Source organism: Marivita lacus, from assembly GCF_014637725.1.
GTDB lineage: Bacteria > Pseudomonadota > Alphaproteobacteria > Rhodobacterales > Rhodobacteraceae > Marivita > Marivita lacus.
In genome coordinates this window covers 16,510-30,166 of sequence record NZ_BMFC01000008.1, presented here as the reverse complement: position 1 = coordinate 30,166, position 13,657 = coordinate 16,510, and the positions used below count along the sequence as shown (strand labels likewise).

Genomic DNA, 13,657 nt, shown 5'->3' with positions numbered 1-13,657 from the left:
CGATCAGACGAGGCGGGGAGGGCGGTCTTGGGGACTGGAGGGGCGCGATTTCAAGGCGCGTTCGTCTTCGAAGCGGAGGCTTTGAGCCGTCAGAACTCCGTGGAAGTCTATTTTTGTCAAACCGCCGGTGATTTGCAAACACCATTGTGTGACAGAGCAATGTCCAGATGCAAAATGATCTGGGCATTGATCGACAAGCGCTGAAGCGATCATGTCTTGTGCCGCCATCGGGCACTCGATCGGGTGATCAGCCAATGCATGATCTTGTTCGTGATGCTGTTCCTGCGTCAGCAGATCAGCAGGACCGGACGCATAACTCAGCGACTGAAACGCGAAAGCAGTGAGCAGGAGCAGTGCCCCCACAATGCGTATCGTCGCCAAAGAGGCGAATCGTGCTTTCCGACCGATCATCAGAAAGAATTAGCGGGGAAATTTGGGAACAAATATCAAATACGTGTGATTCGCATCAAAACGAGCCGCGGTAGCGGTGTGTGTGTTTCTGGCGCCTCATATGAGACGTCCAGCTTTGAGTTGGGCAGCCAAGTCTACCGCTGTCATGGCATCTAGAAGCCCGTGGCCTGCACCCGACGGAGGATTCCGATCTAACGGCCAGCCGTGTCAGTGTCGGGGCATGAGACGCCAGGAGATCCGCCTTTACCTGAGCCTCGCTGACCGAGCCGATCTCCAGACCCGCATCGCCGACCGAAAACCCTGCGCAAGCTTGCCTGGCGGAGGCAGGAACATTCCTCGACGATGTGAGCAGAAGTCGATCTGCGCCTGATCCAAGATGGACATGAACATGCCATCTGCCTGCACCTTCAGGTTAGGCTCAATACCGTCATCAGCACCACCGTCGCGCCACGGGCGAGATCGGCATGGATGGTCGGTCCATCGTACCGTGCCGCGGCGCGCCATACACCGATTACCGCAACGACATTGTAGGGGAGTGAAACCCCATACCCGACGAGCAACGCGGCCCATGCCAGATCCTGCGTGATCAGGAACAGGAAGAGTACGCTCGTCACGACGTTGACCAGAAGGCCCACGGTGAGTGCCCATGTCCAGAAGGCGTCGGAAAGGGCGTAATCGCCCCGCCAGAGGGTTCTTAGCTGCAACATGCTCGGGAAATAGGCGTTTCATTGAAAGACTTCGAGAGCAAACCGTGAAGCAATCTCCATGACTGTCATCATTTGCTGGGGAACGGGAACCGCCCGAACGGTCTTTCTGTCTGGTAAACCGACCCCCCTTAACAGTCACGCAGCGATGCACGGGCTATTGGGGCTCCAGGTCCTCGAGGTCAAAACGGGATCGGATTGCGGACTGTCCCGAAATCGTCACAGCTTGGATGCGTCACGCGGCAACCGCGCAAGCGGTCCGGGCAGGTTCACATGCGGATAGCCAAGCACCATCTGACTGGTCGTTACCAGAAGCGGCAGGGCTGTGATCAGGGACGATCCGGGCGGCAACGGCAGCAAGGTGAGCAACGAAAAGACCACGATCGTCCAGCCAAAAGATGCCTCGCCGAGCGCAGTCAAAAGGTTGCCGAGGATCAGCGTCCCGGCCCTGTGCTGGTTTCGGGATGTCCGAAGGATGGGCAACGACAGCGAAGGTCTTCGCCTTTTTGCGGTCTCGCGTTGCATCTGATCCTCTTGCGTTGCGCGCCGTGGATATCAGATCGACGGAGGGTCATTGCAATCGCAGGTCCTGCAAACCGGTGAAATTTTCAAAACAGAAACGCAATTCAGTACCGGCTGTTCCTTTTCGCGATAGGTCGCACTATCTGCCAGCGGCGGCTGTGCATTTGCGGCTGGAACTTTTGGACAGGAACAAGAATGCATCATGATCTCCTCCTCGTGGCCGCAGGCCTCGTTTTGCTGTTCCTCGGCGGTGAGGGGCTGGTGCGAGGTTCCGTTGCGATCGCCGAGCGCCTCGGCATATCGAAGCTTCTGATCGGGCTGGTCATCGTCGGTTTCGGTACCTCGACGCCCGAGCTGCTCGTCTCGGTCAACGCGGCGCTCGACGGCGCGCCTGAAATCGCCCTAGGCAACGTCGTTGGCTCCAACATCGCAAATATCCTGCTGATTGTCGGTGTGGCTGCCATCATCGCGCCGATCCTCGGATGGGACCGCACTGCTGTGCGAGAGGCGCTTGTTGCGACGCTCGTATCTCTCGCGGCTTTCGCGCTGGTGCAGGGCGAGATCATCACGCGTATCGAGGGCATCGCGATGCTCGTGGTCCTTACGGGGTACCTCTTCTCCAGCTACTGGTTGGAAAAACGCGATCGCGACGCGAAAACGTTCCAGCACGAAGCGGAGGAGTTCAAGGACATTCCCCTGCCGCGACCCTGGCTCGCACCGGTTCTCGCACTCGGCGGCACCGCAGCCCTGGTGTTCGGGGCTGACATGCTGGTCGAGGGGGCGGTGAACATCGCCCGCGATTTCGGTGTGCCAGATGCCGTGATTGGCCTGTCGCTCGTGGCCATTGGCACCTCGCTGCCCGAGCTTGCCACCGCCATCGTCGCCGCCATCCGGCGTCACTCGGATGTGGTCCTCGGCAACGTGATCGGCTCGAATATCTTCAACATCCTCGCGATCCTCGGCGTGACGGTGGTGATCCAGCCGATCGAGGTCAGCGCACGCTTCCGCGCGATCGACACGCCGGTCATGCTCGGTGCGGCGCTCCTGCTGCTCGCCTTGCTGTTCGCGTCGAAGAAGATCGGGCGCGCTTGGGGCGCTCTCATGCTGACCTTCTATGCAGGTTACATGACCTTCCTGTTCACGAACGGGATGTAGAGAGGCTGCCGCCCCTCGGTTTTCGTCACTTGCTGAAATCAGGGGCGCAGCATCCGCAGAAAGGCTAAGGCGGCGTCCGACAGATCGGCGAGCCGAGCCAACAAATGTTCGCGGGCGATTTCGGTGCCTGGTGCCTTTGCCGCATCGATCCGCGCAAGGAGCCGCAAAAGGCGCCGTTGATGAATGCCCAGAGCGGCCTGGAAAGGGTCGGCAATGATGCCGGCAAACGTTGTCACGACCGACGCAGACACAAGAAGAAGCACGCCGACACCCGCCATGTACCAGGCCGATAAGTCCACTGGAAACAAGCCGTACCAGGCATGCCCCAAAGTCTCGCCGAGCGGAAACCGGGCGACTGCGGTGTGCAAGGCAGTCCGGTCGGACACGAACGGCGCAAGCGACAGCACGCCGGGCGTGGCCGCCCGGAAGGCGATCAAACCCACGCCAAGCACCAGTACAGTCGTCGCGATCTCGGCAACAGCATTTCGGATGCCGACATAGTCCTGGACCACCTGCGCCCAGTTGGCGGTGTCATGATTGCCTTGGGGTGACCGCTGGCGCAGAAGCTCATCCATGACGGCACGCTCGATCACGCACGCCGCATCGGAGCGCAGAAGGATGCGGCGCGCCGCCAGCCAACGGCCGGCCCGTCGAAGACGCAACCCCATCAGCACCAGCGCCATGAGCCTGACGATCAGAAAGACCGGCGCGAGGGCCAAGTTTACGGGCGCGCGCAGCAGGTCGAGCCCCAGAGAGGCGCGATGCAACCGCAAGGTGCCAGGCCAGGTGAAGTGCCTTTCAACGAACGCATGCACCAGGGCCGCGTCCCGGTCATTGCTCTCGAAGGGCTCGCTTCGTTTGGCCGTATCAGACATGTCGCTTGCCTCGCTCGTGAACTTGAAAGCTGCCTGAGCCGCGAGCCCGGGTTGCCATCTACAGATGGGGCGCGCCTGTCACTTGCTCAAGACGGCGCTGTGGCACGATACGTGCGCGGAAATCAGCCCTATCATCACTGCGGTCACGGCTGAACCAAAAATACTTTCGCTCGAGGTCTCGCTTCCAGAATTGCGTTGCCAAGATGGCTGCAATAGCTGGAGGCCATGAGCTTCCAGTGCAACTCCACCCTTGGCCCAATCCTGATTCTCGACACTGTCGTGGATCAGAAGTTGCATCTGTCCGCCCTCTTCATCGCCGCGAGAAGAGAGGCCGTTGCGCCCGTCGAACTGCCGGATGGCAAGGTCGACCCGGTGCGGCTGGCCGATTACAACGATGCGACCGTCTGGCGCGCGCGGTTCACGCTCCCGGCTGACCGTCCGTCGGAATATCGCTGGAACGGCACGACCTACGAGGTCATGGGTGACCTCACGGGCGATCTGCGGTTGGCCTACGTATCCTGCAATGGTGAGGAAGTGGGGGATATGGACCGCGAGGAGGCCGAGCGGAACGCCATGTGGGAACGGTTGCGGGGCGAACACCGACGGCGGCCCTTCGCGCTGATGCTGCACGGCGGCGACCAAGTCTATGCAGACGAGGTGACGGAGGGAAACGACCTCAGCCATGACTGGCCCGAGCGCATCCCGCGCGATCCATCGCGCGCGGCGCTGGACGATCTTCGCCATCACCTGCGCGAGCGCTTCCTCGAACGCTACGCTGCTCTCTACGCTGCGCCGCAATTCGCGTGGCTCGGCGCGCGGGTGCCCTCACTGATGCAGTGGGACGATCACGACATCTGTGACGGCTGGGGTTCTCTGCGCCGATCGCGCACCTATTCCCCGGTCGGTCAAACGCTGTTCGAAGTCGCGCGTGAAAGCTTCCTGGTCTTTCAACAGGCGACAACCCATGGCGATCTACCAGCGCGTTTCGCCGATCCAACTGGGCAGCATCTGGGTTGGGTCATCCACGCTCCCGACCTGCGTATTCTTGCCCCCGATCTGCGGTCCGAGCGGACACGTCGCCAGATCATGGGGTTGGGTGGTTGGGCAATGATGGAGGCCGAGACGCAGAGGCAGGTGCGGGGCCACACCCTGCTGATGTCCAGCGTACCGTTGCTCGGCCCCCGGCTGTCGCTGTTGGAAGCGCTCATGGTCGTGATACCGCGGATGCAGAAATACGAGGACGACCTGCGCGACCAATGGCAAAGCCGCGCACACCGCGACGAGTGGCGGCGGATGCTGCGGCTGGTCCGGGACCTTGCGCGTCGGGACGGGCACGACATAACGGCGGTCTCGGGCGAAATCCACCTGGCAACCCGCGCGGTCATGGATCTCGGTGGTGGTCTGCACCTCAACCAGCTTGTAGCCTCTGGCATCGCGCATCGAGCTCCGCCCAGGGCATGGGCGCGTTTCCTTGGCGCACTGTCCTGGCTGGGCGAGGATCCTGTGCCCGAACATCCTATCCGCGTGGCGCGACTGCCAGGGCAAGCCGACAGGTACATCGCCGAGCGGAACTACCTTATCCTCCAGCGGGACGACAAGGACTGGACGGCTCGGTGGGATTTGGAAACGAGCGGCATGACCAAAGCGTTGGATTTGTGACGAGCGACTGAAAAAGAAAACCTACTTCCGGGACGTCATCGATCCTGCTCGCGCCGATGATCCCAAAGATGTCTTTTGACGGGTTTCTTCATCCGTTTGCGGTCAGAGCCGACCCATTGAGCAAATATGGGTGCTTCTAAAGGTTCGGACCATTTCGTGGATTCAGTCAGGGCGCGACGGGCTGCGCGCGTGCAGTCGTGTCTGCAAACCCATCTGAAGCAAAGTCCCGCACCCTACGAGCTCGAGACCAGCGCTGTGAACATCGGTCAAGCCAGGTTTGGAAAAAAGCCATAAATGTCTGCGCGGCGAAGGCTTTCTTGAATCACCGCGCGTGCCATGAATGGTGGATTCTCCAAAGAGGCGATCAGAACAGAAAGATGAGCAGATCTAAGATCAGCTACTGGCCGAAGTCTGCACGGTAACCGCTGGGCGTCCTGCCGACAGCTCGGCTGAATGTGCGCGCAAAATGAGCCTGATCTGCATATCCAGCGATGAAGGCAATCTCTGCGAGCGCCGGGCCATTTGCCTTGCAAAGATGGCTTGCCGCGACTTCGACCCGCGCGTCCGTGACAAGGCGGGAAAACGACAGCGATCTTTCGGTCAGGCGACGTTGCAATGTCCGGGACGAAGTGCTGCATTCGGCGGCCAGGTGTGCAACCGTCCAGCGGCGCACCGGGTCAGCGACAAGCCGGTTCCGCAGACCCGAAACCGGGTCAGAAACCAGATTTGCATCATGCAACTCAGCCGTTCCGCGCACCGTTGCTGTCGTAAGGACGACGCTGGCAATGCTGCTTGACGGGCCCGGGATGTGCCATTTCCCATGACGACGCCAGACCTCGCCCGCTGCAGTTTTCAATGTCACATCCGTCGATCCGGTCATCTCGGCCAGGATCGTGAGGAGCCCCAGCACCAGGAGGCTTTCAACGAAGGATGGCGGCGGTCGCGCGTCGCGCGCGCGGTGATTCAGGCGAAAACTGTCCGGGCCAAGCTGCTCCACCGCGATTGTATGTCGTCCATGGCTGAAGCGTTCCAAGCGATGCCCCCGGTTCATGAGGTCAGGGATGTCCTTCGCACAAGTGAGGGCCTGCACGACAGGCTCTGGTGCCATCTACCGTGCGGCGTCTGCGATGGACAGGATGGCCAACGGGCCATGGTGTGCCAGAACATCACCGAGCACATCACGCTTGGCCATGCGTGAAACATGCGCGGTCGCGGATGTCGGCACCGGGATGGAGATACGTTGCCGGGACAGCCCCGCCGCGACAAGGCGCATCATCGCGGTCGAAGCAAAATCGGTTTCGTCTGATGTTCTCGTCATGTGCTCGGCTCCTTGCGGAAAACAGCATAGGCTGAAGCTGGCGGAATATTCAAAGAAACGTAGGTTCGGCGCTGCATGACCAGACCGAGACGGAGCGTCTTCATGCCCTCAGATCCTCGGCCCGAACTGGAAAGCGCGTGGTGCGCTGACCTGTCGCCGCACGGATCGCATTGGCGATGGCGCCGGGACCGGCGACCATTGCAGTCTCTCCTGCCCCTTGCGGCGGACGGTCGCTCTGGATCAGATCCACGGTGATGGCTGGAACATCGGTCATGCGCGGGATCGGGGCATCGCAAAAGCTCTGTGCCGTGACATGCCCGACTGCCGTGGGCAGATTGTCGGTCAGCACCATGCCAAGGCTCCAGACCAGATTGCCTTCGCATTGGGCGCGGACCTGATCGGGGTTGAGGACGATCCCGCAGTCATGCACACACCACAGCCGCGTGACACGCACCCGCCCTTGGCTGTCGACGGCCACATCGGCCACGGCGGCCGCATGGCTTGTGTCTTTGTAAGTGCCGCAAGCGATACCGCGCCCCAGCCGCAGGCCATCGACGGGCGAAGGCGGTCGGCCCCAAGATGCAATCTCCCTCAGGGCGACAAAACCCGGCACCGCGCGCGGCATCCAGTTTCCAGCGCAAGGGACGGGTCTGTCCCTCGACAGAGGTGGGGGCCCGCAGCACGCGACCGTAAAGCATGCGAGGCAGGCGCACATCGGCGGCGTAAAGCGGCGCGCCGGTGACGATCCCTCGCCCTTGGACGATTGCAGGGCTGGACCCGATCAGGCCAGCGGTGCGAAGGCTGCGCAACTCCAAAGGAGGACGGGGGTGACGCGGACCTGACCCGCGATCTGTCCCGCTGCCAAGGCATCGCGCAGGGCGGCGCAGGCCTGTGCCAGGGGCTCGGAGAAAAGCATTGCCGATTCACTGCCAACCGTCGCCTTGACGCGCGGCATGTCGGTTGCGTGCAGCACCACATCAACCACGTCCCAGTGGGCCCCGAGCTCGGTGCAGGCGACCTGTTTGGGGGAGGACCTTAAGACACTGGCTGGCCGCGCGGGACTGGCGGTCGGGTCCTTGTCGATCTTCCTGTTGGCGATGATTGCCGTGCCGTATTCGAGATCGCTTGCAATAGCGCTTTTGCTGGTTGGGCTTGCACTTCACACGGCGTTTGCCCTGATCGTGATCTACATTCTTCGTGGTGGACAACCCGAGGGTATGCAGCCTACGCCTTCCTGGCATGTGACATTCGTTGGGTTTATCATGGCAGCGACACCGGCCGCAGCGCTGGACATGACGGGTCTTGCGCGGGGGCTTTTCGTTGCGATGGTTCCCGTGGCTGTCGCGATCTGGGTGCTATCTGCCAGGCAGCTCAGACGCGCGACGTTGCCCCCGTCATTGCGACCGCTATTGGCGATGCACCTTGCGCCAGCCGCGCTCTTTGCGATCGTTGCGGCGGCGACAGGGCTGCAGGTGTTCGCCACCGGCTTTGCAGTTCTGACCTTGGCGCTCCTGACGAGTTTTCTCATTGCTGGCCCTTGGCTTACTGCAACCGGTTTTTCACCACTCTGGAGCGCCTTCACGTTTCCGTTGGCGGCGAGCGCATCGGCACTGCTGGTGCAGGACGGACGCAAGATTTTTGAGATCGCGGGCTTGGGGGTGCTGATCGGGGCAACCCTGGTAATACCGCTCATCCTCGTCCTGGTGTTCCGGCAGTGGATAACGGGACAGCTGGCCCCCATTTCGAACGACAAGTCAGCCTAGGGCCGATGATTTCGATGGCGACGGTCGCGATTTCGCGGCATGGGTTGATCTCGTGCCCCGACAATTCAGCACCGGCGGTCGCACCATTTTCGGCAGGATCACCAAACGCGGCAGCCGCTATCTGAGGATGTTGTTCGTGCGGCTGTACGTCCTAGCACAGCGGTTGAACGGGGACGATTACATGTGAGAGACCAAACCGGTTTTCGGTGGTGCCTCAAACGCATTCGGCACGTGATGTCCCGAATTGTCACAAAGGCCAGACAAGCAGCAGCAACGGCACGCTGACGACAACCACAATCACTTCCAACGGCAGGCCGAGCTTCCAGTAATCGCCAAAGCGGAACCCGCCCGGCCCCAGGATCAGGGTGTTGTTCTGATGGCCGATTGGCGTGAGAAAGGCACAGGACGCCCCGATTGCAACAGCCATCAGGAAACTGTCGGGGTTGACGCCCAGTGTTGAGGAGATGCCAAGCGCGATCGGGCACAGAACCGCTGCGGTGGCCGCGTTGTTCATTACGTCAGACAGGAACATGGTTGTGACCAGAACCACGACGAGCGCCGCGACCGCATTGCCCTGAGCAACGGTGTCGACCAGGAACCGCGCCAGCATTTCGGCGGCGCCGGTACTTTGCATCGCGCCTGCGACCGGGATCAGCGCCGCCAGCAAGACGATCACCGGCCAGTCGATGGATGTATATACCTGTTGCAGAGGCACCGTGCACAACACCATCGACATCAGAACGCCAAGCGCAAACGCAACAGCGGCCGGAAGCAAGCCCAGTGTCACCAGACCAATCGCGCCCAGCATGATCGCGGCGGCGATAATGGCCATACGCTTGTCGGGGATACGCAATTCGCGCGCGCCCAAGGGGACGCAGCCTGTGTCATTGATGAACTCGGTCACAGCATCCACAGGACCCTGAACGAGAAGTAGGTCGCCAGAGTTCAGTTTTATTTTTCTCAATCCGGATCGGGGCGGATGCCCTTCCCGCGACACGGCAAGCAGGTTCAGGCCATAGCGCGCGCGCAGATGCATCTCGTGGGCCGAACGCCCGACGAGGCTTGACCCCGGAAGCACCGCAAGTTCACGCAGCACGATATCGCTCTTGGTCTTTTGCTCGGTGTCCTCCTCGCCATCGGCGTCATCCTCTGCGTCGACTTGGGCATCATCAGCTCCGGTGTCATCAACCTGATCGGGCGCAACGATGGATTGTTCGAGCTTTATGTCGAAAACGGAAAGCGCCTCTGCCAGTGCATCCACATCCGCCTCGAGCACAAGGACATCGTCAGCGCGGATGCGTCGCCCCCCGTGTGGTGCGGTCAGGCGAACGTCATTACGAACAAGACCTACGATCTGAACATCGCTGTTTTCTATCTCGCGCTCGAAGGCGCGCAAGGTCAGACCGACGGCCTTGCTGGATTCAGGAACGCGCAGTTCCGTGAAATAGGCGCCTGTATCAAAACCATCCGCCATTACCGATTTGCGCACCGGCACCAGCGTCCAGCCGATCGCTGCCACGAAAAGCACCCCGACAATCGCGACAGCCGCACCGACAGGTGCAAAATCGAAGATCGCAAAATGGCCAAACCCCGCCTCGGCCCGAAAGCCCGAAACAATCAGGTTTGGAGGGGTGCCGATCAGCGTTGTCATTCCCCCCAGAATGGTGCCAAACGCCAGTGGCATCAGCACTTGTCCCGGTGTCAGGTCCAATCGGTCCGACAGTTGCACCGCGATTGGCATCAACAGTGCCATAGCGCCGACATTGTTCATGAACCCTGACAGTACCGCACCCAACCCCATCAGCGCGACCATGCTTGTCACTCGTCCAGCATCACGCGGTAAGACACTGCGCGCGAGCCAGTCAACGGCACCGGTATTCTGCAAGCCCTGGCTCAGGATGAGAACGCAAGCCACGGTGATGACCGCCGGATGACCGAACCCCAGAAAGGCATCGGCTGCCGGGATCAGACCCGCGATCACGCATGCAATAAGGGCTGCCAAGGCCACGACATCGTGTCGAAACCGCGCCCAAAGAAACAGCCCCATCGTCGCGACCAAAATACAGAAAATCAAAAGCTGGTCGGTGGTCATCGCTCTCCAACCTGTGGACTGAAACATGTCGCGCTTGTCAAACACGCTATACACAAGAACAAGCACTAATTTATTGTCCCAGCGAATGTCCCATGCGTACCTGCGGTCATCAAGCCCGTGAAAACGCTGCGCAAGGCTCGAACGGCCGGTTACGTGAATGCTGCGCTGATGCACACGCCCTGCACCGTTGGGCAAGACGAGATTTGGATCGTTCCCCAGAGCCTCTGAGCGCCACGCTGAAGTGTTTCCTGCACGATGGGTGCCCTCGGAAATACCTTGCCGGGCAGACCCGGGTCATTCAAGAGGCCAGCTTCGACAGCGACTGGTCAATCTGCACCCATGCTCTGGCGCCATGCGACCGCCGCGCCTTCGGCGGCGAGAGCCGAGCCGACGTCGATGACCGGATGAACAACGAACTCAAAGACCGCGAAGGTCGAGGTCATTTGGTGCAGTGCCTCTAAATCGTCAGTTTCGATGACTGCGAAGCCACCGTACTCCCCGACCCTGACAAGGAAATGGTGTATGGCGACCGTCTCTGGTGCCTGCCAGAGCTGCATTATCTCAAGTACGCGTTCCTGCGCGGCCTCGGCATCCGCGGCGCTTCCATAGGGGCGCTCGCGCCAGATGAGTACGTATTTCATTTCCTATCGTTCTCCTGATCTTGGTGAGGAGAGTATGCGCAGCAGCAGATTGACCGAAATCACCCGTTCGGGTGATGATGGACATGTTTTGAGACCTTGGCAGGGGTGCGATGGAGGAAGCGCAACTTCACACCGCGATCGGAGAGATCTACGCCCGCGTTCTCGATCCGGCCCGTGCGGCTATCGCAGGACAAGTCATTGAAGAGGCGCTCGGGATCGGAAGCTCCATTCATTTCGTCTCGGAAGCGCACGGTGGAAAGATGACCCGTCTGCTATCGGCTTCGGAAAACTTCGACGATGACGCGCGGCGTGATTATGCCGATTATTACCACGCCCGTAACGTCTGGTTCGAGCGTGCGCTTCCGCAACCCCCACCTATCGTCCGGCTCGGTGAGGAGCTGATCGACCCGGAGGACTTCCTCAAGACCGAGTTCTGCGCCGATTGGTGTTCGCGGGTCGAAATCTTCCACATGATCGGCTGCACCTACCCGCTGGGGCACGGTCTCGTTGGCGGCAGTGGGGTTCACCGCTCTCGCCGACAGGGGTCTTTCTCTGATGGGGACAAGCGCCTCTACGCACTTCTCATGGAGCACTTCGCGCGGGCGGTGGGCGTGTCGATGGACCTGGGCCTTCACGCCACGGCGTCCACCATTAGTGCCGACATCGTGGAGGCGCTGAACCTTGGCGTGATCCTTGTGACGGAGGATCGCAAGATAATTCAGGCAAATGCGGTCGCAGCGCGCATTCTGGGACTTCGTCGCTGGCTTACCGTCGTGGGCGGCCGGTTGCGTACGGTTCATTACGGCAGCCTCGGCGTCCTCTCGTGGCGGATCGCGGCCGCGGCGAGGACGGGTGCTGGGCGCGGGCTCGATACGGGAACAGTGCTGCGCCTCCGGGACATTGAAGGCGCCGTCCTACCAATCCTGATCTCGCCGTTCCGGAACCACGATGAGGCTTGGGGCAACAGCCATCCGACGGCGGCCATCTTGTTTCACGACCCGGCCAGACAGAACAGTGCACCGGAAAACATGATCTCTGCCGCCTATGGTCTGAGCCCCGCCGAGGGACGCCTTGCCCGCATTCTCGCCGAGGGTAAAACCCTGACCCAAGCCGCAGCCGAGGTCGGCGTCAGTGTCAACACGGCCAAGACCCAGCTTGCCTCGATCTTCTCCCGGACCGGCTTCAGCCGACAGGTGGACTTGGTCGCGGAGATCAGGGCCAACCCGCTTCTTCGTATCGTGACCCGATGATCCATTGTGCGCGTCTTCTTGGAGTAACTTTGCGATGACGGGTCCTGGCTGACGAGATCAAAACCAGCTCGACAAGGGACGCCTCGACAGCAAACACACTGGCTATCAGGGCGTCAGGTCCATTGCCTCTCCCACTCGGATATAGGGGAGCTCCGCCGTATCATTCAGCCGCCGAACCTGCTCGGCGTCCTTGCCTTCAAAAAGGTAGATATACCGGCCGTCCTCAGGCGCGAATGTGGATCGTAAATTTCTTATCTGGTCACTTCCGCCCGATGTGCCTGTCGCAGGACAACGCGCATCAATGGGTTGATGGCGCGCTTCTTTCTCCACGGCATATTTGAGCTGCCGGGCTGCGGTTCCCTGCTGACGCGGGAGCCTCTGAAGTCATAAGACAAGGTGGTATGAAGGGTGTTCGCCTTTCCGGTCCACACTGAACTGATAACAGACTCAGGGCGGGGCTTGCACGCACCACGGACGCTCATCGCGCACATAACTCCACCGGCGCGCTGTTTACGCCTTGCCTTTGGCCTGCATCTTGACGGGCGTGTCATCGGCGAACAGGGCTGACCCTGCCCGGACCAGTTTGCCGATACGAGCCGTCAGTTGTTCTAGAAGTGCCGTTGATCGTCCCACCCAATCGGTCAGCATGGAACGGTGCAGGTCGACCTTTTCAGGGGCATAGATTTCGGACTGACGATAGCGCGGAAGGTGATCACGGCTCGGCCTGACGGACGCTACCCGCCATCGTTGCCGCCGAAAGCATCCAGATAGCGAACAGTGCCATCAGAACTGGAAGCGGCTACGACACTGTTTCGGCAAGAGCCTTGCGGAGTTCAGCAACATCGAATGGCTTGTTCAACACATGATCCGGTTTGCTCTTTGCAATGCGACCCAATGTGTCCGACGTCGTCGCCGCCGTGACGAAGATGACAACCATATCGGGTCGGAGTTCCCGGAGCCTCAAGACCGCCTCCACGCCGTCAGATCCATCGGCCAGTTCCATGTCGGAGATCACCACGTCCGGACGCAGGTCGGAGAACTTCTCCCAAGCCTTGCTGGCCGTCGCGGCAAACCCTGCCACCTGAAGACCCGCTTCCATGCAGATGGATTCAAGTTCGAGCGCAATGATGGGCTCGTCTTCAATGATGGCGACAGTTTTGGCGTTCATTTCGAAAGTCATCCTCTGGTAGTCAACCAAGCATGACCCGCCCTTGTTCCCTTGCATGCCCCAATGTGTTCACGGCTCCTGCATGACCAGATTCGTCAG

The 13,657-nt window shown here is 60.6% G+C and carries 15 protein-coding genes and 2 pseudogenes; 5 read left to right on the top strand and 12 right to left on the bottom strand.

All coding sequences use genetic code 11. From position 1 onward, the window contains the following. Positions 1-3: 3 nt before the first annotated feature. From IEV82_RS14705 to IEV82_RS14695, 3 genes are all read right to left on the bottom strand, one after another. Positions 4-411, bottom strand: a complete 408-nt coding sequence (locus tag IEV82_RS14705) for a hypothetical protein (RefSeq protein ID WP_188482795.1) — start codon at positions 409-411, stop codon at positions 4-6. 407 nt (positions 412-818) lie between these two features. Then, positions 819-1,046: a hypothetical protein gene (locus tag IEV82_RS14700; RefSeq protein WP_229747831.1), complete on the bottom strand. Its 228-nt coding sequence runs from the start codon at positions 1,044-1,046 to the stop codon at positions 819-821. Between the two features lie 288 nt (positions 1,047-1,334). Beyond that, positions 1,335-1,640 (bottom strand): exopolysaccharide biosynthesis protein, encoded by a 306-nt coding sequence (locus tag IEV82_RS14695; protein ID WP_229747830.1) that lies wholly within the window; start codon positions 1,638-1,640, stop codon positions 1,335-1,337. Positions 1,641-1,832: 192 nt separating this feature from the next. Here IEV82_RS14695 and IEV82_RS14690 point away from each other — a divergent pair, with 192 nt between their 5' ends. After that, entirely contained in the window at positions 1,833-2,792 is a 960-nt protein-coding gene (locus IEV82_RS14690; protein WP_188482793.1) for a calcium/sodium antiporter, read from the top strand. A gap of 38 nt (positions 2,793-2,830) precedes the next feature. Here the strand turns inward: IEV82_RS14690 and IEV82_RS14685 are convergent, their stop codons facing one another. Further along, positions 2,831-3,667, bottom strand: coding sequence for a DUF6635 family protein (locus IEV82_RS14685; protein WP_188482792.1), 837 nt, complete (start codon positions 3,665-3,667; stop codon positions 2,831-2,833). Between the two features lie 225 nt (positions 3,668-3,892). On the opposite strand from IEV82_RS14685, the gene IEV82_RS14680 reads away from it, so the two are divergent. Continuing rightward, complete coding sequence (locus tag IEV82_RS14680) at positions 3,893-5,326, top strand: alkaline phosphatase D family protein (protein WP_188482791.1); 1,434 nt, start codon at positions 3,893-3,895, stop codon at positions 5,324-5,326. Positions 5,327-5,723: 397 nt separating this feature from the next. On the opposite strand, the gene IEV82_RS14675 is transcribed toward IEV82_RS14680, so the two are convergent. The 4 genes from IEV82_RS14675 to IEV82_RS14660 form a co-directional block, all read right to left on the bottom strand. Next, on the bottom strand, positions 5,724-6,359 hold the full coding sequence (locus IEV82_RS14675) for a helix-turn-helix transcriptional regulator (RefSeq protein WP_188482790.1): 636 nt from the start codon (positions 6,357-6,359) through the stop codon (positions 5,724-5,726). Positions 6,360-6,434: 75 nt separating this feature from the next. Continuing rightward, positions 6,435-6,644: a hypothetical protein gene (locus IEV82_RS14670; RefSeq protein ID WP_188482789.1), complete on the bottom strand. Its 210-nt coding sequence runs from the start codon at positions 6,642-6,644 to the stop codon at positions 6,435-6,437. 100 nt (positions 6,645-6,744) lie between these two features. Beyond that, positions 6,745-7,269: a molybdopterin cofactor-binding domain-containing protein gene (locus IEV82_RS14665; RefSeq protein WP_229747829.1), complete on the bottom strand. Its 525-nt coding sequence runs from the start codon at positions 7,267-7,269 to the stop codon at positions 6,745-6,747. Between the two features lie 156 nt (positions 7,270-7,425). Next, a complete protein-coding gene (locus IEV82_RS14660) occupies positions 7,426-7,629 on the bottom strand; it encodes a hypothetical protein (protein ID WP_188482787.1) in 204 nt (67 codons plus the stop codon). Between the two features lie 91 nt (positions 7,630-7,720). Between IEV82_RS14660 and IEV82_RS14655 the strand changes: the two genes are divergently transcribed. Continuing rightward, positions 7,721-8,407: a TDT family transporter gene (locus IEV82_RS14655; protein WP_188482786.1), complete on the top strand. Its 687-nt coding sequence runs from the start codon at positions 7,721-7,723 to the stop codon at positions 8,405-8,407. A 22-nt stretch (positions 8,408-8,429) separates the two neighbouring features. Next, positions 8,430-8,594, top strand: a pseudogene (locus tag IEV82_RS14650) (transposase); the annotation flags it as partial. A 60-nt stretch (positions 8,595-8,654) separates the two neighbouring features. Here the strand turns inward: IEV82_RS14650 and IEV82_RS14645 are convergent. Both IEV82_RS14645 and IEV82_RS14640 read right to left on the bottom strand, forming a co-directional pair. Continuing rightward, positions 8,655-10,499 (bottom strand): SLC13 family permease, encoded by a 1,845-nt coding sequence (locus tag IEV82_RS14645; protein WP_188482785.1) that lies wholly within the window; start codon positions 10,497-10,499, stop codon positions 8,655-8,657. 326 nt (positions 10,500-10,825) lie between these two features. Further along, the gene (locus IEV82_RS14640; RefSeq protein WP_188482784.1) at positions 10,826-11,140 is read right to left on the bottom strand and encodes a DUF3303 domain-containing protein; all 315 of its coding nucleotides are present in this window, start codon (positions 11,138-11,140) and stop codon (positions 10,826-10,828) included. Positions 11,141-11,250: 110 nt separating this feature from the next. Between IEV82_RS14640 and IEV82_RS14635 the strand changes: the two genes are divergently transcribed. Continuing rightward, a complete protein-coding gene (locus IEV82_RS14635) occupies positions 11,251-12,390 on the top strand; it encodes a helix-turn-helix transcriptional regulator (RefSeq protein WP_188482783.1) in 1,140 nt (379 codons plus the stop codon). Between the two features lie 450 nt (positions 12,391-12,840). Here the strand turns inward: IEV82_RS14635 and IEV82_RS23640 are convergent. Both IEV82_RS23640 and IEV82_RS14625 read right to left on the bottom strand, forming a co-directional pair. Continuing rightward, positions 12,841-13,104 (bottom strand): annotated as a pseudogene (locus IEV82_RS23640) (IS66 family transposase); the annotation flags it as partial. Between the two features lie 85 nt (positions 13,105-13,189). Next, positions 13,190-13,558, bottom strand: coding sequence for a response regulator (locus IEV82_RS14625; RefSeq protein ID WP_188482782.1), 369 nt, complete (start codon positions 13,556-13,558; stop codon positions 13,190-13,192). Between the last annotated feature and the right edge of the window lie 99 nt (positions 13,559-13,657).

Excerpts from the sequence above, each read along its gene's own strand:
- IEV82_RS14705 (WP_188482795.1), bottom strand. The coding sequence starts at position 411 with ATGATCGGTCGGAAAGCACGATTCGCCTCTTTGGCGACGATACGCATT.
- IEV82_RS14695 (WP_229747830.1), bottom strand. The coding sequence starts at position 1,640 with ATGCAACGCGAGACCGCAAAAAGGCGAAGACCTTCGCTGTCGTTGCCC.
- IEV82_RS14690 (WP_188482793.1), top strand. The coding sequence starts at position 1,833 with ATGCATCATGATCTCCTCCTCGTGGCCGCAGGCCTCGTTTTGCTGTTC.
- IEV82_RS14685 (WP_188482792.1), bottom strand. The coding sequence starts at position 3,667 with ATGTCTGATACGGCCAAACGAAGCGAGCCCTTCGAGAGCAATGACCGG.
- IEV82_RS14680 (WP_188482791.1), top strand. The coding sequence starts at position 3,893 with ATGAGCTTCCAGTGCAACTCCACCCTTGGCCCAATCCTGATTCTCGAC.
- IEV82_RS14670 (WP_188482789.1), bottom strand. The coding sequence starts at position 6,644 with ATGACGAGAACATCAGACGAAACCGATTTTGCTTCGACCGCGATGATG.
- IEV82_RS14665 (WP_229747829.1), bottom strand. The coding sequence starts at position 7,269 with ATGCCGCGCGCGGTGCCGGGTTTTGTCGCCCTGAGGGAGATTGCATCT.
- IEV82_RS14645 (WP_188482785.1), bottom strand. The coding sequence starts at position 10,499 with ATGACCACCGACCAGCTTTTGATTTTCTGTATTTTGGTCGCGACGATG.
- IEV82_RS14640 (WP_188482784.1), bottom strand. The coding sequence starts at position 11,140 with ATGAAATACGTACTCATCTGGCGCGAGCGCCCCTATGGAAGCGCCGCG.
- IEV82_RS14635 (WP_188482783.1), top strand. The coding sequence starts at position 11,251 with ATGGAGGAAGCGCAACTTCACACCGCGATCGGAGAGATCTACGCCCGC.
- IEV82_RS14625 (WP_188482782.1), bottom strand. The coding sequence starts at position 13,558 with ATGAACGCCAAAACTGTCGCCATCATTGAAGACGAGCCCATCATTGCG.